Source organism: Mesorhizobium sp. M3A.F.Ca.ET.080.04.2.1 (assembly GCF_003952525.1).
Lineage (GTDB): Bacteria > Pseudomonadota > Alphaproteobacteria > Rhizobiales > Rhizobiaceae > Mesorhizobium.
Window position 1 is genome coordinate 5,484,192 of the sequence record NZ_CP034451.1, and the last position, 14,359, is coordinate 5,498,550.

At 64.8% G+C, this 14,359-nt stretch carries 12 protein-coding genes; all 12 read left to right on the forward strand.

The window, feature by feature from the left end; genetic code table 11:
- Positions 1 to 263 precede the first annotated feature (263 nt).
- Genes mraZ through murB form a run of 12 tightly spaced genes read left to right on the forward strand, consistent with a single transcriptional unit; the run spans position 264 to position 13,961 of the window.
- On the forward strand, positions 264 to 722 hold the full coding sequence (gene mraZ / locus EJ074_RS26125; protein WP_095808184.1) for a division/cell wall cluster transcriptional repressor MraZ: 459 nt from the start codon (positions 264 to 266) through the stop codon (positions 720 to 722).
- Positions 719 to 1,735, forward strand: a complete 1,017-nt coding sequence (gene rsmH / locus EJ074_RS26130; RefSeq protein ID WP_095808183.1) for a 16S rRNA (cytosine(1402)-N(4))-methyltransferase RsmH — start codon at positions 719 to 721, stop codon at positions 1,733 to 1,735. The genes mraZ and rsmH overlap by 4 nt, the downstream gene beginning before the upstream one ends.
- Positions 1,736 to 1,739: 4 nt before the next feature.
- Complete coding sequence (locus EJ074_RS26135; RefSeq protein WP_095808182.1) at positions 1,740 to 2,135, forward strand: hypothetical protein; 396 nt, start codon at positions 1,740 to 1,742, stop codon at positions 2,133 to 2,135.
- Positions 2,132 to 3,856: a penicillin-binding protein 2 gene (locus EJ074_RS26140; protein WP_095808181.1), complete on the forward strand. Its 1,725-nt coding sequence runs from the start codon at positions 2,132 to 2,134 to the stop codon at positions 3,854 to 3,856. The genes EJ074_RS26135 and EJ074_RS26140 overlap by 4 nt, the downstream gene beginning before the upstream one ends.
- Positions 3,857 to 3,910: 54 nt before the next feature.
- Positions 3,911 to 5,365 carry a UDP-N-acetylmuramoyl-L-alanyl-D-glutamate--2,6-diaminopimelate ligase gene (locus tag EJ074_RS26145; RefSeq protein ID WP_095808180.1) on the forward strand — a complete coding sequence of 485 codons (1,455 nt, stop codon included), beginning with the start codon at positions 3,911 to 3,913 and terminating at the stop codon, positions 5,363 to 5,365.
- Positions 5,362 to 6,795 carry a UDP-N-acetylmuramoylalanyl-D-glutamyl-2,6-diaminopimelate--D-alanyl-D-alanine ligase gene (locus EJ074_RS26150; RefSeq protein ID WP_095808179.1) on the forward strand — a complete coding sequence of 478 codons (1,434 nt, stop codon included), beginning with the start codon at positions 5,362 to 5,364 and terminating at the stop codon, positions 6,793 to 6,795. The genes EJ074_RS26145 and EJ074_RS26150 overlap by 4 nt, the downstream gene beginning before the upstream one ends.
- 26 nt (positions 6,796 to 6,821) lie before the next feature.
- A complete protein-coding gene (gene mraY, locus EJ074_RS26155) occupies positions 6,822 to 7,904 on the forward strand; it encodes a phospho-N-acetylmuramoyl-pentapeptide-transferase (protein WP_095808178.1) in 1,083 nt (360 codons plus the stop codon).
- Positions 7,905 to 7,913: 9 nt separating this feature from the next.
- The gene (gene murD / locus EJ074_RS26160; RefSeq protein WP_095808177.1) at positions 7,914 to 9,314 is read left to right on the forward strand and encodes a UDP-N-acetylmuramoyl-L-alanine--D-glutamate ligase; all 1,401 of its coding nucleotides are present in this window, start codon (positions 7,914 to 7,916) and stop codon (positions 9,312 to 9,314) included.
- Positions 9,314 to 10,465 carry a putative lipid II flippase FtsW gene (ftsW, locus tag EJ074_RS26165; protein WP_095808176.1) on the forward strand — a complete coding sequence of 384 codons (1,152 nt, stop codon included), beginning with the start codon at positions 9,314 to 9,316 and terminating at the stop codon, positions 10,463 to 10,465. Before murD ends, ftsW begins: the two co-directional genes overlap by 1 nt.
- 6 nt (positions 10,466 to 10,471) lie before the next feature.
- Positions 10,472 to 11,596, forward strand: coding sequence for an undecaprenyldiphospho-muramoylpentapeptide beta-N-acetylglucosaminyltransferase (gene murG / locus EJ074_RS26170; protein WP_095808175.1), 1,125 nt, complete (start codon positions 10,472 to 10,474; stop codon positions 11,594 to 11,596).
- Positions 11,593 to 12,999 carry a UDP-N-acetylmuramate--L-alanine ligase gene (gene murC / locus EJ074_RS26175; RefSeq protein ID WP_095808174.1) on the forward strand — a complete coding sequence of 469 codons (1,407 nt, stop codon included), beginning with the start codon at positions 11,593 to 11,595 and terminating at the stop codon, positions 12,997 to 12,999. The genes murG and murC overlap by 4 nt, the downstream gene beginning before the upstream one ends.
- The gene (murB, locus tag EJ074_RS26180; protein WP_095808173.1) at positions 12,996 to 13,961 is read left to right on the forward strand and encodes a UDP-N-acetylmuramate dehydrogenase; all 966 of its coding nucleotides are present in this window, start codon (positions 12,996 to 12,998) and stop codon (positions 13,959 to 13,961) included. Before murC ends, murB begins: the two co-directional genes overlap by 4 nt.
- The last annotated feature ends 398 nt before the right edge of the window (positions 13,962 to 14,359 follow it).

Genomic DNA, 14,359 nt, shown 5'->3' on the forward strand with positions numbered 1-14,359 from the left:
CGGTAGCCTGCCCTTCCTGGTTGTCGAACGCGTTTGTGATGCCTCTTCCCGTTGACGCCCATAGTGCCCCATGATATCCCATATCGATACTCAAGCCTTCGTTTCGTGTCAGGGTGGAGCGTACGCCAATCGGGCAGCCGCAGCGGCCACCCGTTTGCCGGGTTTTGCCCTTGCGAAGGTGGGTTCAGGGCAGGGACCGCGCTGCGGCGGCGCGGGTATAGAGATGGAAAGGGGTACAGCGGCGACGGCGGCTGTAACGCGTAGTGGACCGATTTCTGTCGAACGCAATCAACAGGATCGATGCGAAGGGGCGGGTGTCCGTTCCGGCGCATTTCCGTTCGGTCGTGCAGAAGCGCGGTTATTCGGAACTCTATGCGCTGCGCTGTCTCGACCGTCCTGCGATGGACGTCGGCGGTCTCGACCTGCTCGACCGCTACGAGCAACGCATAGCGCTCGAGGATCCCTTCCTGCAGACAGCGGACGACATGTCGTTCTTCTGCCATGGCGACGGGATGTTCCTGAAGCTCGATCAGGACGGCCGCATCGGCATGACCGACTTCATCCGCGAGCACACGGGCATCTCGGCGGAGGTGGCCTTTGTCGGCCGCGGCAATTTCTTCCAGATCTGGGAGCCGGGCCGGCTTGCCGCCTATGGGGCGCAGGCACGCGCCAGGCTGTTGCAGCTTCGGCAGGGGACGAAGCCCGGGGAGCGACCGGAATGATGGCTGGCCGCGGCGATGATCCCCACGCCGTTGGCGGACTGGCTCGCCACATTCCGGTCCTCCTTGCCGAGGTGCTGGAGGCGCTGACGCCCAAGCCAGGAGAGACAATCGTCGATGGAACGTTCGGCGCCGGCGGCTATACGGCCGCCATTCTTGGGCGCGGCGCTTCGGTCGTCGCCATCGACCGCGATCCGGACGCCATCGCTGCGGGCCGGGCCCTGGAAGAACAGGCCGCGGGCAGGCTGAGACTCGTGCAGGCGCCGTTTTCGACGCTGGACGAACAGGTCGAGAGCGCCGACGGCGTCGTGCTCGATATCGGCGTTTCTTCCATGCAGCTCGATCAGGCGGAGCGCGGCTTTTCGTTTCGTGCCGACGGACCGCTCGACATGCGCATGGCGCAGGCCGGGCTCAGCGCCGCCGATGTCGTCAACACCTTCAAGGCTGGCGATCTTGCCCGCATCTTCGGCTTCCTCGGCGAGGAGCGTCATGCCGGCCGCATCGCGCGCATGATCGAGAGCCGGCGCGAGAAGCGCCCTTTCGAGCGCACGCTCGAACTGGCCGACGCCATTGCCACCCATATCGGCAGGGCGCCGAAGGACAAGATCCATCCGGCCACCCGTGTCTTCCAGGCGCTGCGCATCTTCGTCAATGACGAGCTTGGCGAGCTGGCTCGGGCATTGTTCGCCGCGGAGCGCGTACTCAAGCCCGGCGGCCGGCTTGCCGTCGTCACCTTCCATTCGCTGGAGGACCGCATCGTCAAGCGCTTCATCGCCGATCGTGCCGATGCGGCGGCCGGCTCGCGCCACCTGCCCGACGCGCCGGCCCGGCTGGCGACCTTCCGCAAATCCGGTGGCGGCGTCACCCCAGGCGAAGCCGAGATCGAGGCCAATCCGCGGGCGCGCTCGGCCAGGCTGCGCGCGGCCATCCGCACCGATGCGCCGGCGCGCGCAGGCGACTTTTCGATCTTCGGCCTTCCAAAGCTTCCCGCTGTCGAGCGGCCGGGGGAGAGGTAAGCACGTGTTTCGTACCAGCGACATAGTCCTGATCGCCGTCATGGTCTCGGCGGCGGCGTTGACCTACAAGACCAAGCGCGAGGCCGAGGAACAGCTGGCGTCGGTGCAGAAGCTGCAGGCGCAGATCCGGTATGAGGAAGACACGATCGATCTGCTGAAAGCCGACTGGAGCCTGCTCACGCAGCCGGCGCGGCTGCAGAAACTTGCCGAAACCTACAAGTCGCAGCTCGGGCTCGAGCCGGTCAGCGCCCGCCAGATCGGTGGTCTCGACGATGTGCCGGTGAAGCCGGTCAACATCCAGGATCTTTTGTCGCAAGAGCCCGGCGCCATGGCCGAGAATTCCGGCAAGGGTCCTTCGGCCGGCAAGGATCCGGTCGTTACCGGGAGCACCGCGCAATGATCGGCAGACTTCCAAAGGTCGGTGAACTGCTGAGGCGCCGCAAGAAGCCCACCGAGGACGGATCGATCGTCGTCGACGCCGCCCGCAAGGCGACCGGCGGCAAGGCCAAGACACGTATCGTCATGACGATGGCGGTATTCTTCACCATCTATTCGACCATCGCCGGCCGGTTGGTCTATCTTGGCCTGCAGAACCCGGACATGTCAGGCGGCCCACAGAGCAGGGTTACGGCTTCGCGGCCCGACATCGTCGACCGCAATGGCGAGGTGCTGGCGACCGACATCAAGACGGCGTCGCTGTTCGCCGAGCCGCGCCGCATCGTCGATGCCGACGAGGCGATCGAAAAGCTGGCGACGGTGCTCCCCGAGATCGATTACGAGCAGACCTATCACAAGCTGAAAAGCGGCGCCGGCTTCGTCTGGCTGCAGCGGCAACTGACGCCGAAGCAGCAGGCCGACATCATGGCGCTCGGCGTCCCCGGTCTGGGCTTCCGAACCGAGAAACGCCGCTTCTATCCGAGCGGCGAGACCTCCTCCTACATTGTCGGGCTCACCAATATCGACAATCAGGGCATCTCCGGCATGGAGAAATATATCGACGACCAGGGCCTGACCGATCTGCAGGCGTCGGGACTGGCCGTCGCCAGGGACTTGAAACCGGTAAAGCTGTCGATCGACCTGCGCGTCCAGCACGTGGTTCGCGATGAGGTGGCCACCGGCATGGAGCGGTTCCACGCGATCGCGGCGGGCGGTGTGGTGCTCAACATCAAGACGGGCGAAGTGCTGGCCATGGCCTCGGCCCCGGATTTCGATCCCAACAATCCCTACAATGCCCAGGACAAGGACCGGCTGAACCGCATGTCGGCCGGCCTCTACGAGATGGGCTCGACCTTCAAGAGCTTCACCACCGCCATGGCGCTCGATTCCGGCAAGGTCACGCTGGAGAGCCGCTTCGACGCGTCGCGGCCGATCCGCATCGGCCGTCAGACCATCCATGACTTCCACAGCAAGGGCCGCGTGCTGTCGGTGCCGGAAGTGTTCATCTATTCGTCCAACATCGGTTCCGCGAAGGAAGCGGAGGCGGTGGGCATCGAGGGGCACCGCGAATTCCTGCATCGCCTCGGCGTGCTGGAGAAGATGCAGACCGAATTGCCGGAAGTGGCGCGCCCGACCGAACCGAAGGTCTGGAAACAGGTCAATTCGATCACCATCGCCTTCGGCCACGGCGTGTCGACGACGCCGCTGCAGACTGCTGTTGGCTGTGCGGCGCTGATGAGCGGCTACCTGATCGAGCCGACCTTCCTGCCGCGCACCGCGGAGCAGGCGATGGAGGTCGCCAAGCAAGTGGTCAGCGACAAGACCGTGGAAGGGATGCGCTATCTCTATGCGCTCAACGCCGAGAAGGGCTCCGGCAAGAGCGCCAGGGTTCCGGGTTTCCGCGTCGGCGGCAAGACCGGCACGGCCGAGAAGGTGGTCAATGGCCGCTACTCGAAAGAGAAGAATTTCAATGCCTTCGTGGCGGCCTTTCCAATGGATGATCCGCAATACATCGTGCTGACGATCGCCGACGAACCGAAGCCGGAAAAGCCCGGCATGGGGGCCACCGCCGCCTCGAACGCCGGCATCATGGCGGGAAACATCATCAGGCGCGCGGCTTCCATGCTTGGCGTTAAGCCAGATTTCAGCCATGAAAATGGTGCAACGCTGGTTTCCTATCAGTGATTCTTGGGGCGCGCCGGCAACTGCGCGCTATTTTGTTGCGGTGAACGGAACTCGATGCATCTGAAAGATCTAGCCGGTATCCTGCCTGTCGAGGGAACAGCTTCCCGCGCTCTGGAGGTTACCGGTCTCTCCTCGGATTCTCGCCAGGTTAAGCCGGGGGTCGTCTTCTTCGCGCTTGCGGGCAGCAAGGCGGATGGCGCGAGTTATGCCGCGGACGCCACTCGTCGCGGGGCTGCCGCAATCGTGGCGGCCAAAGGCAGCACAATCTCCGGTCTTTCGATCCCGGTTCTTGCGGTGGACGACCCGCGCCTGGCGCTGGCGCTCAGCGCAGCGCGTTTCTTCGACCGACAACCTGAAACCATGGTCGCCGTCACCGGCACCAGCGGCAAGACGTCGGTCGCCGCATTCACCCGCCAGATCTGGGAGCAGGCGGGATTGGCGGCCGCATCGATCGGCACGACCGGCGTGGTGGCCCCTGGTCGCAACGAATATGGCTCGCTGACCACGCCTGATCCGGTGGCGCTTCACAAGCTGCTCAAGGAACTGGCGGAGGCCGGCGTCACCCGCGCCTCGATGGAGGCCTCGAGCCACGGTCTCGACCAGCGTCGCCTCGACGGCGTGAAACTCGCCGCCGGCGGCTTCACCAATCTCGGCCGCGACCACATGGACTATCATCCGACGGTCGAGGACTATCACCGCGCCAAGCTGCGCCTGTTCGACACGCTGCTGCCGAGGGGGGCGCCGGCCATCATCTTTGCCGACGATCCATGGTCTGAGCCGACGGCTCATGCCGCGCGGGCGGCGGGATTGGCCGTGCGTACGGTCGGCCGCCATGGCGATTTCCTTATGTTGAAGCGGGTCGAGCACGAGCGCCATCGCCAGCGCGCCGAGGTCGAAGTGGACGGCGTTCTGCATGAGATCGACTTGCCGCTGGCCGGCGATTTCCAGATCGCCAACGCGCTGGTTTCGGCCGGCCTTGCCATCTCGACTGGAACTTCCGTCGACAAAGCCTTGGCTGCACTGGAAAAATTGAAGGGGGCGCCGGGCCGGCTCGATCTCGTCGGTACGACCGCCGCCGGCGCTCCCGTCTATGTCGACTACGCGCACAAGCCCGACGCGCTGGAAAACGTGCTGGCCTCGGTTCGTCCTTTCACCACGAGCCGCGTCGTCGTCGTGTTCGGCTGTGGCGGCGATCGCGATCGCGGCAAGCGGCCAATCATGGGCGAGATCGCTAGCCGGCTTGCCGATGTCGTCATCGTAACCGACGACAATCCGCGCACGGAAGTCCCTGAAACGATCCGCGCCGCAATCCTTGCGGCGGCGCCAGGCGCCATCGAGATCGGCGACCGGCGCAAGGCCATACGTGAGGCGGTGGCCATGCTTCACGCGGGCGACACGCTGATCGTCGCCGGCAAGGGGCATGAGGAAGGCCAGACAATCGGCTCCGAAACCTTCCACTTCTCCGACCACGAGGAAGTGCGCGAGGCCTTGAAGGAGCGCGCCGCATGAGCTTGCTCTGGACGTCGCACGCGCTGGTCGAAGCCATGGGCGGCAGGCCGATTGGCTCGCTGCCGGAAGGAATCACCGGCATTTCCATCGACAGTCGCAGCCTCGAGCCCGGCAATGCCTTCTTCGCCATCAAGGGCGAGACGATGGACGGCCATGATTTCGCGACCGCGGCGGTCAAGGCCGGAGCGGCCGTGCTGGTGGTCGCAGAAGGCAAGCTGCCCTCGCTCGGCAGGCTGACGGCGCCGATGATCGTGGTGCAGGATGTGCTTGCAGCGCTCGAGAAGCTCGGCGTTGCCGCCCGCGCTCGCTCGCGGGCGAAGGTCATCGCGGTGACCGGCTCCGCCGGCAAGACGACGACCAAGGAAGCGCTGCGGCATGTGCTGTCGGCGGTCGGGAAGGTGCACGCCTCGGCGCAGTCGTTCAACAATCACTGGGGCGTGCCGCTGACGCTCGCGCGGATGCCAGACGATTGCGACTACGCGATCTTCGAGATCGGCATGAACCATCCCGGCGAGATCCGGCCGTTGGTCAAGATGGTCAGGCCGCATGTCGCGATCGTGACGCTGATTGCTGCCGCCCATCTCGGCTTTTTCAGGAACCTCGACGAGATCGCGCATGCCAAGGCCGAGATTTTCGAGGGGGTGGAGTCCGGCGGCGCCGCGCTACTCAACCGCGACGACACGCGCTGGAAGCTGCTCGACAGAATGGCGAAAGAGGCCGGCATCGAGCATGTCTTCGGCTTTGGCGAAAACGCACGCTCGACTTTCCGGCTCACCAATTGCGAGCTTCATGCCGATCATTCCGACATCGTCGCGAAGATCGGCAAGCGGGAGGTGACTGCTCGCGTCGGCGCCCCCGGCCGCCATATCGTGCAGAACGTGCTGGCGGTGCTGGGCGCTGCGCAACTGGTCGGCGCCGATCTCGACAAGGTGGTGGCGGCGCTCGCAGATCTCGCGGCCGAACGCGGGCGCGGCAGGCGCCACATACTGCGCCATCCGAGGGGGCCGATCACATTGATCGATGAAAGCTACAACGCCAACCCGGCGTCGATGGCGGCAGCCATGGCGCTGCTCAACGCCACGCCGGTATGGGGCGAGGGACGGCGCATCGCGGTGCTCGGCGATATGCTGGAACTCGGCAGCCACTCGGCAAAACTTCATGCAGCGCTCGCCGAGCTCATCATCGGCACCGGAACACGCAACGTCTATCTCGGCGGCCCGGAGATGCGTGCGCTGGCCGAGGTTCTGCCGGCCGACGTCGAGACGGAATACCGCTCCGGAGCGGAAGAGCTGAAGCCGGTCCTGCTGTCGGCGCTCAAGCCCGGCGACGTGGTGATGGTCAAGTCGTCGAAGGGCATCGGATTTTCAAAGCTGGTCGAGGCTTTGCTCGGCAAATTTCCGGCGGAAGCCACAACCATTGAACCGACCTGAGGTCGGGCTCCGGGGGACGGAAGCGTATGCTCACTTTACTTGTTGATTTCGCGGACAAGATCTCGGCCTTCAATGTCTTCCGCTACATCACCTTTCGCACCGGCGGCGCCTTGATCACCTCGGCGCTCATCGTCTTCATCTTCGGACCGACGATCATCAATTCGCTGCGGCTGCGCCAAGGCAAGGGCCAGCCCATCCGCGCCGACGGGCCGCAGACGCATTTCAAGAAGGCGGGGACGCCCACGATGGGCGGCCTGATGATCCTGTCCGGCATCATCGGCTCCTCGCTTCTGTGGGCCAACCTCTCCAGCATCTATGTCTGGGTGGTGCTTTTGGTCACCGTCGGCTTCGGCTCGATCGGCTTCTATGACGACTATCTCAAGGTCACCAAGCAGTCGCATCTGGGCTTCTCCGGCAAGGCGCGGCTGGCGATCGAATTCGTCATCGCCGGCATCGCCGCCTGGGTGATCATGCACAACGGCCAGGCGCCGTTCTCCTCGTCGCTGACCTTTCCCTTCGCCAAGGAATTCATCATCAATCTCGGCTGGTTCTTCGTGCCGTTCTCTTGCTTCGTCATCGTCGGCGCCGGCAATGCGGTGAACCTGACCGACGGCCTCGACGGGCTGGCGATCGTGCCGATCATGATCGCGGCCGCGTCCTTCGGCGTCATCGCCTATCTATCGGGCAATGCGGTGTTCGCCGAATATCTGCAGATCCATTTCGTGCCGGGCACCGGCGAACTCGCCGTCGTGCTCGGCGCTGTGATCGGCGCCGGCCTCGGCTTCCTGTGGTTCAACGCGCCGCCGGCCGCGATCTTCATGGGCGATACCGGCTCGCTGGCAATGGGCGGCCTGATCGGCACCATCGCGGTCGCCACCAAGCACGAGATCGTGCTCGTCATCGTCGGCGGCCTGTTCGTGGTCGAGATCCTTTCGGTCATCATCCAGGTCGGCTACTTCAAGATGACCGGCAAGCGCGTGTTCCTGATGGCGCCGATCCATCATCATTTCGAAAAGCTCGGCTGGACCGAAAGCCAGGTGGTGATCCGCTTCTGGATCATCGCCGTCATCCTGGCCCTGGTCGGCCTCTCCACACTCAAGCTCAGGTAAGGACACCAGTTGATCCCCGCCGCATCCTTCTCAGGCAAGCGCGTTTCGCTCTTCGGGCTCGGCGGTTCCGGGATTGCCACCGCGCATTCGCTGATCGAGGGCGGCGCCGAAATCCTTGCCTGGGACGACAATCCGGACAGCGTTGCCAAGGCTGCCGCCGCGGGGATCGCAACCGGTGACCTGCGCGCGGCCGACTGGTCGCGCTTCGCGGCCTTCGTGCTGTCGCCCGGGGTGCCGCTCACGCACCCGAAGCCGCATTGGACGGTGGAACTGGCGCGCGGCGCCGGCGTAGAGGTGATCGGCGACATCGAACTTTTCTGCCGCGAGCGCATCCAACTGGCGCCGGCGGCGCCGTTCATCGCGATTACCGGTACCAACGGCAAGTCGACGACGACGGCGCTGACCTCCCACATATTGAAATCAGCCGGGCGCGACACGCAGATGGGCGGCAATATCGGCCGCGCCATCATGACGCTCGATCCGCCGAAGGCGGACCGGCACTATGTCGTCGAGTGCTCCTCCTATCAGATCGATCTGGCGCCCTCGATCAACCCGACCGCAGGTGTCCTGCTCAACCTGACGCCCGACCATCTCGACCGCCACGGCACGATGGCGCATTACGCCTCGATCAAGGAAAGGCTGGTCGCCGGCAGCGAGACCGCCATCATCGGCGTCGACGATTCCTGGTGCGCCCAGATCGCCGACCGGCTGGAGCGGGCCGGCAAGCAAGTCATCCGCATTTCCAAGCGTCTGCCGCTGACCGACGGCTACTTCGCCGACGGCACCAACCTGATGGAAGCCGTACATGGCCGCTACAGCCGCGTCGGCTTCCTGGAAGGCATCGGTTCGCTGCGCGGCCAGCACAACGCGCAGAACGCGTTGGCCGCCGTCGCTGCCTGCCTGAGAGTCGGGCTGGAACTCGGCGAGATCCAGGCGGGGCTCGAAAGCTTTCCGGGGCTCGCGCACCGCATGGAGCAGGTCGGCCGCAAGGATCATGTGCTGTTCATCAACGATTCCAAGGCGACCAATGCGGACGCCGCGGCCCCGGCGCTATCCAGCTTCAGCCGCGTCTACTGGATAGCCGGGGGCCTGCCCAAGGAGGGCGGCATCGAGCCTTTGCGCGGCTTCTTCCCGCGCATCGCCAAGGCCTATCTGATCGGCGAAGCGGCGCCGGTCTTTTCCGCAACGCTCGGTGAGGCGGTGCCCTACGAGATCTCCGGCACGCTGGCCGCTGCGGTCGAGCATGCCGCGCGCGACGCCGCGAACGATAGCGGTGGCGAGGCTGTGGTGCTGCTTTCGCCCGCCTGCGCCAGTTTCGACCAGTTCAAGAATTTCGAGGTTCGCGGCGAAGCCTTCAGGCAAGCTGCGACTGCTATTGATGGGGTGAAACCCATCGGAGGGCCACGTTGATGCAAAGCCGTCTCGACAAAAGTCCGGTCGCAACCTGGTGGTGGACAATCGATCGCTGGTTCCTGGCGGCATTCCTGTCGCTCATGGGCCTTGGCATCGTTTTGTCCTTCGCCGCCAGCCCGGCGGTGGCCGAGCGCATCGGTCTCGACAGCTTCCATTTCGCCACCAGGCAGATCATCTTCACCATCCCGGCGCTTGGCGTGATGCTGGCTGTCTCGTTTCTCGAATCGCGGCAGATCCGGCGAATGGCGTTGCTGATCCTGTCCATCATGCTGGTGCTGATGGTGGCGGTGCTCTATGTCGGCGTCGAAGTGAAGGGCGCGCGGCGCTGGGTGTCGCTCGCCGGCCTCTCCATCCAGCCCTCGGAATTCCTCAAGCCGGCTTTCGTCATCATCTGCGCCTGGCTGTTTGCCGAGCACAAGCGCCAGCCGGACATTCCCGGCAATCTCTTTGCCCTGCTGCTTCTCGTCCTCGTGGTTTCGCTTCTGGTTGCCCAGCCCGACCTCGGCCAGACCATGCTGGTGACCGGCACCTGGGGCGTCATGTTCTTCATGGCCGGCCTGCCGTGGCTGTGGATCATGGCGCTCGGCATAACCGGCGCGACCGGGCTGTTTGCCGCCTACACGGTGTTCCCGCACGTCGCCGCGCGCATCGACAAGTTCCTGACCGGGGAGGGCGACACGTTCCAGGTCGACATGGGCCGCGAGGCGCTGATCAATGGCGGCTGGTTCGGCGTCGGCCCTGGCGAGGGAACCGTCAAGCGGGTGATTCCGGACAGTCATGCCGACTTCGTCTTCTCGGTCGCGGGCGAGGAGTTCGGGCTGATCATGTGCTTCTTCATCATGTCGATTTTTGCCTTCATCGTGCTGCGCGGGCTCAACACGGCGCTCAAGGAACATGACGACTTCACGCGCTATGCGGTCGGCGGCCTGGTCACCGTCTTCGGCCTGCAGTCGGTGATCAACATGTGCGTGAACCTGCAGCTGATGCCCGCCAAGGGAATGACGCTGCCCTTCATCTCCTATGGCGGCTCGTCACAGATCGCCATCGCCATCTCAATGGGCATGGTGCTGGCGCTGACGCGCAGGCGGCCTGAAAAGCGCAAGCAGATGGGCTTCGTCTTCGCGCAACGCGCCATGCCGGCGGAATGAGGCTGGATGTCGAAGGGTGTCATCCTGCTTGCGGCTGGCGGAACCGGCGGACATCTGTTTCCGGCCGAAGCGCTGGCGCATGAGCTGATCGAGCGCGGCTGGAAGGTGCATCTCGCCACCGACCATCGCGCCGAGCGCTATTCCGGCCAGTTCCCTGCCGTCGCCGTCCACTCCATCGCATCGGCGACTCTGGGCTCCAGGAATCCTATCGCTGTGCTCTCGTCCTTCTGGAGGATATGGCAAGGGGTGCGGCAGGCGGGGGAGGTCATGGCCAGGATCAAGCCCGAGGCCGTGGTCGGCTTCGGCGGCTATCCGACGCTGCCGCCGCTCTATGCGGCGACACGGCGCAAGGTGCCGACGCTGATCCATGAGCAGAACGCCGTCATGGGCCGGGCGAACAAAGCCCTGGCCGGCCGTGTCGATGCGATTGCCGGCGGCTTCCTGCCTGAAGGCGCGAGTGCCGCCGGCGCCAAGACGGTGACCACCGGCAATCCGGTCAGGCCGCAGGTTCTGGAGGCGGCAAAAACGCCCTATGTGCCGTCCAAGGACGGCGAACCGTTCCGCTTTCTGGTGTTTGGCGGCAGCCAGGGAGCCCAGTTCTTTTCCGATGCCGTGCCGGCGGCGATCGCATTGTTGCCCGAGGCGCAGCGCAAGCGGCTATTGATCACACAGCAGGCGCGCGCCGAAGATGTCGGGCGGGTGAAGGCCGTCTATGCCGAGCTTGCGGTCGACGCGCAGGTCTCGCCGTTCTTCACCGACATGGCGGCACGGATGGCTGCGGCGCATCTGGTGATGTCGCGCTCCGGCGCTTCGACGGTGTCCGAGATCTCGGTCATCGGCCGGCCGGCGCTGCTGGTTCCTTATCCACACGCGCTGGACCATGATCAGGCGGCGAATGCTGCGGCGCTCGCCGCCGCCGGCGGTGCCGAGCTCCACCCGCAGTCGACGCTTTCGGCCGAGCGGATCGCCGCGCTGGTGGGAGGGCTCATGAACGACCCCAGCAGGCTGGCGGGCATGGCGGCGGCCGCCCGTTCGGCCGGAAAACCCGACGCGGCGCGGTTGCTCGCCGATCTGACAGAGGCTATTGCGTCCGGCAAAACGGTTTCGGACTTCAGGAGGACGCGCGCATGAAGATGCCGCAGACGATTGGCCTCGTGCATTTCATCGGCATCGGCGGCATCGGCATGAGCGGCATTGCCGAGGTGCTGCACAACCTCGGCTACAAAGTGCAAGGCTCCGATCAGGCGGACGGCGCCAATGTGCAGCGTCTGCGCGACAAGGGCATCGAATGCTTCGTCGGCCACAAGGCGGAGAACCTAGGCGAGGCCGAAGTCGTGGTCGTTTCGACCGCCATCAAGAAGACCAACCCGGAGCTGAGGGCCGCGCGGGAAAAATTGCTTCCGGTTGTCCGCCGTGCCGAGATGCTCGCCGAACTGATGCGCTTCCGCCAGGCGGTGGCGATCGGCGGCACGCACGGCAAGACGACGACGACCTCGATGGTGGCGACACTGCTCGAGGCCGGGGGGCTCGACCCGACCGTCATCAACGGGGGCATCATCAACGCCTATGGCACCAATGCCCGCATGGGCGACGGCGAATGGATGGTGGTCGAGGCCGACGAGAGCGACGGCACCTTCCTGAAGCTGCCGGCCGACATCGCCGTGGTGACGAATATCGATCCCGAGCATCTCGACCACTATGGCAGCTTCGACAAAGTGCGCGAGGCGTTCCGCCAATTCGTCGAGAACGTGCCATTCTACGGCTTCGGCGTGATGTGCACCGACCATCCGGAGGTGCAGGCGCTGGTCGGCCGGATCGAGGACCGGCGCGTCATCACCTATGGCGAGAACGCGCAGGCCGATGTGCGCTTCACCAATCACCGCATTGAAGGGGCGACGTCGGTGTTCGACGTGGTGATCCGCGACCGCAAGGGGCGCGGCTCAACGATGATCGAGGGACTGCGGTTGCCGATGCCGGGCCGGCACAATGTCGCCAACGCGACGGCGGCGATCGCCGTGGCGCATGAGCTGGGCCTTTCGCCAGAGGCGATCAAGAAGGGCCTGTCGTCCTTCGCCGGCGTCAAGCGACGCTTCACCCATACCGGCTCCTGGAACGGGGTCGAGGTCTTCGACGACTACGGCCATCACCCGGTCGAGATCGCGGCCGTGCTGAAGGCCGCCCGCAGCGCCACCACTGGGCGCGTCATCGCCATCGCGCAGCCGCACCGCTTCACCCGGCTGCGCGACCTGTTCGAGGAATTCTCCGTCTGCTTCAATGACGCCGACACGGTGATGGTGGCACCGGTCTATCCGGCCGGAGAGGAGCCCATCGAAGGCGCGACCTCCGACGCGCTGGTGTCGCGGATCCGCGCCGGCGGCCATCGCGACGCGCGCCATATCGACGGTGCCGCGGCAATCGCGCCGGCCATTCGCGATCTGGCCAAGCCTGGAGACTTCGTCGTCTTCCTCGGCGCCGGCAACATCACGCAATGGGCCTATGCGCTGCCCAAGGAACTCGGCGGGACGCCCTCATGATGCGCGGGCAGGAATTGATCGACAAACTCGGCGACCGGCTTGCCGGCCTGCGCGGTCGCATCACGCCCAACGCCGAGATGGACAAGATCACCTGGTTCCGCGCCGGCGGCCTGGCTGAGGCGCTGTTCCAGCCGGCTGACGAGGAGGATCTCGCCGCTTTCCTGAGCGCTGTGCCGGAAGAGATCCCGCTTACAGTCGTCGGCGTCGGGTCCAACTTACTGGTGCGTGACGGCGGCATCTCGGGTTTCGTCATCAGACTGTCGGCCAAGGGCTTTGGCGAAGCCGAAGTCACCGGACCCACGACAATCAAGGCGGGCGCGGCAACGCCGGACAAACGCGTCGCGGCTGTCGCGTATGAAGCGGGCATTGGTGGATTCCATTTCTATCATGGCATTCCCGGCGCCGTCGGCGGTGCGCTGAGGATGAATGCCGGCGCCAATGGCACGGAGACGCGCGAGCGCGTCGTCGAGGTGCGGGCGCTCGACCGCAAGGGCAATCTCCATACGCTGAGCAATGCCGACATGGGCTATGCCTACCGCCACTCGTCTGCGCCTGCAGGGCTGATCTTCACCTCCGCCATCTTCGAGGGGTTTCCGGAAGACAAGGCCGCGATCAAGGCGGCGATGGAGGCCGTGCAGAACCATCGCGAGACGGTGCAGCCGATCCGCGAGAAGACCGGCGGCTCGACTTTCCAGAATCCCGATGGCACATCGGCCTGGAAGGAGATCGACAAGGCCGGCTGTCGTGGGCTGATGATCGGCGGCGCGCAGATGTCGCCGATGCACTGCAACTTCATGATCAATACCGGCACCGCAACCGGCTACGACCTCGAATATCTCGGCGAGACGGTGCGCGCGCGGGTGCTCGAGAATTCGGGCATCCGGCTGCATTGGGAAATCAAGCGGCTCGGCAATTTCCGGCCGGGCCATGCCGTCCAGGAATTCCTCGGACAGCTGCTCTAGGCGCATCCCGCCGCAACGCATTCAGGCGAACGCCTTTGGTGCGTGTCGATGTCCCCGAACCGCGGCGCGCTTCTGCGCAACATGCATTAGCGCCTTGCGATGTTCAAGTGATGGTTGAACTTCAGGCGGTGCAATGGCCTGAAGACCGTTGCCGCAAAGACTCACAACACGGTTTTTGCGCCGGTTTTCGCGGAAAGTGAATCGCTCGGAATCATAAGCACTTGCCAGGGAATCAACTCTCTGATTCTCTGCTCTAAAGCGTTTCCTGATTTGAGTCGTTCGACGCGTGAAGTCGCGTTTTCCGTCTGGGGGGCAACCTGCCGGAAGACTCGGACTCAATGTTCGGGAATGTGGTGCGGAACTGGTGGTTGCAGCCCGGCGTGAGAGGGAATGACGGG

What these genes read in the sequence shown, in the direction of transcription:
- murB (WP_095808173.1), top strand. Translation starts at nt 12,996, where the DNA reads ATGATGCGCGGGCAGGAATTGATCGACAAACTCGGCGACCGGCTTGCC.
- murG (WP_095808175.1), top strand. Translation starts at nt 10,472, where the DNA reads ATGTCGAAGGGTGTCATCCTGCTTGCGGCTGGCGGAACCGGCGGACAT.
- EJ074_RS26150 (WP_095808179.1), top strand. Translation starts at nt 5,362, where the DNA reads ATGAGCTTGCTCTGGACGTCGCACGCGCTGGTCGAAGCCATGGGCGGC.
- EJ074_RS26145 (WP_095808180.1), top strand. Translation starts at nt 3,911, where the DNA reads ATGCATCTGAAAGATCTAGCCGGTATCCTGCCTGTCGAGGGAACAGCT.
- rsmH (WP_095808183.1), top strand. Translation starts at nt 719, where the DNA reads ATGATGGCTGGCCGCGGCGATGATCCCCACGCCGTTGGCGGACTGGCT.
- murC (WP_095808174.1), top strand. Translation starts at nt 11,593, where the DNA reads ATGAAGATGCCGCAGACGATTGGCCTCGTGCATTTCATCGGCATCGGC.
- mraY (WP_095808178.1), top strand. Translation starts at nt 6,822, where the DNA reads ATGCTCACTTTACTTGTTGATTTCGCGGACAAGATCTCGGCCTTCAAT.
- ftsW (WP_095808176.1), top strand. Translation starts at nt 9,314, where the DNA reads ATGCAAAGCCGTCTCGACAAAAGTCCGGTCGCAACCTGGTGGTGGACA.
- EJ074_RS26140 (WP_095808181.1), top strand. Translation starts at nt 2,132, where the DNA reads ATGATCGGCAGACTTCCAAAGGTCGGTGAACTGCTGAGGCGCCGCAAG.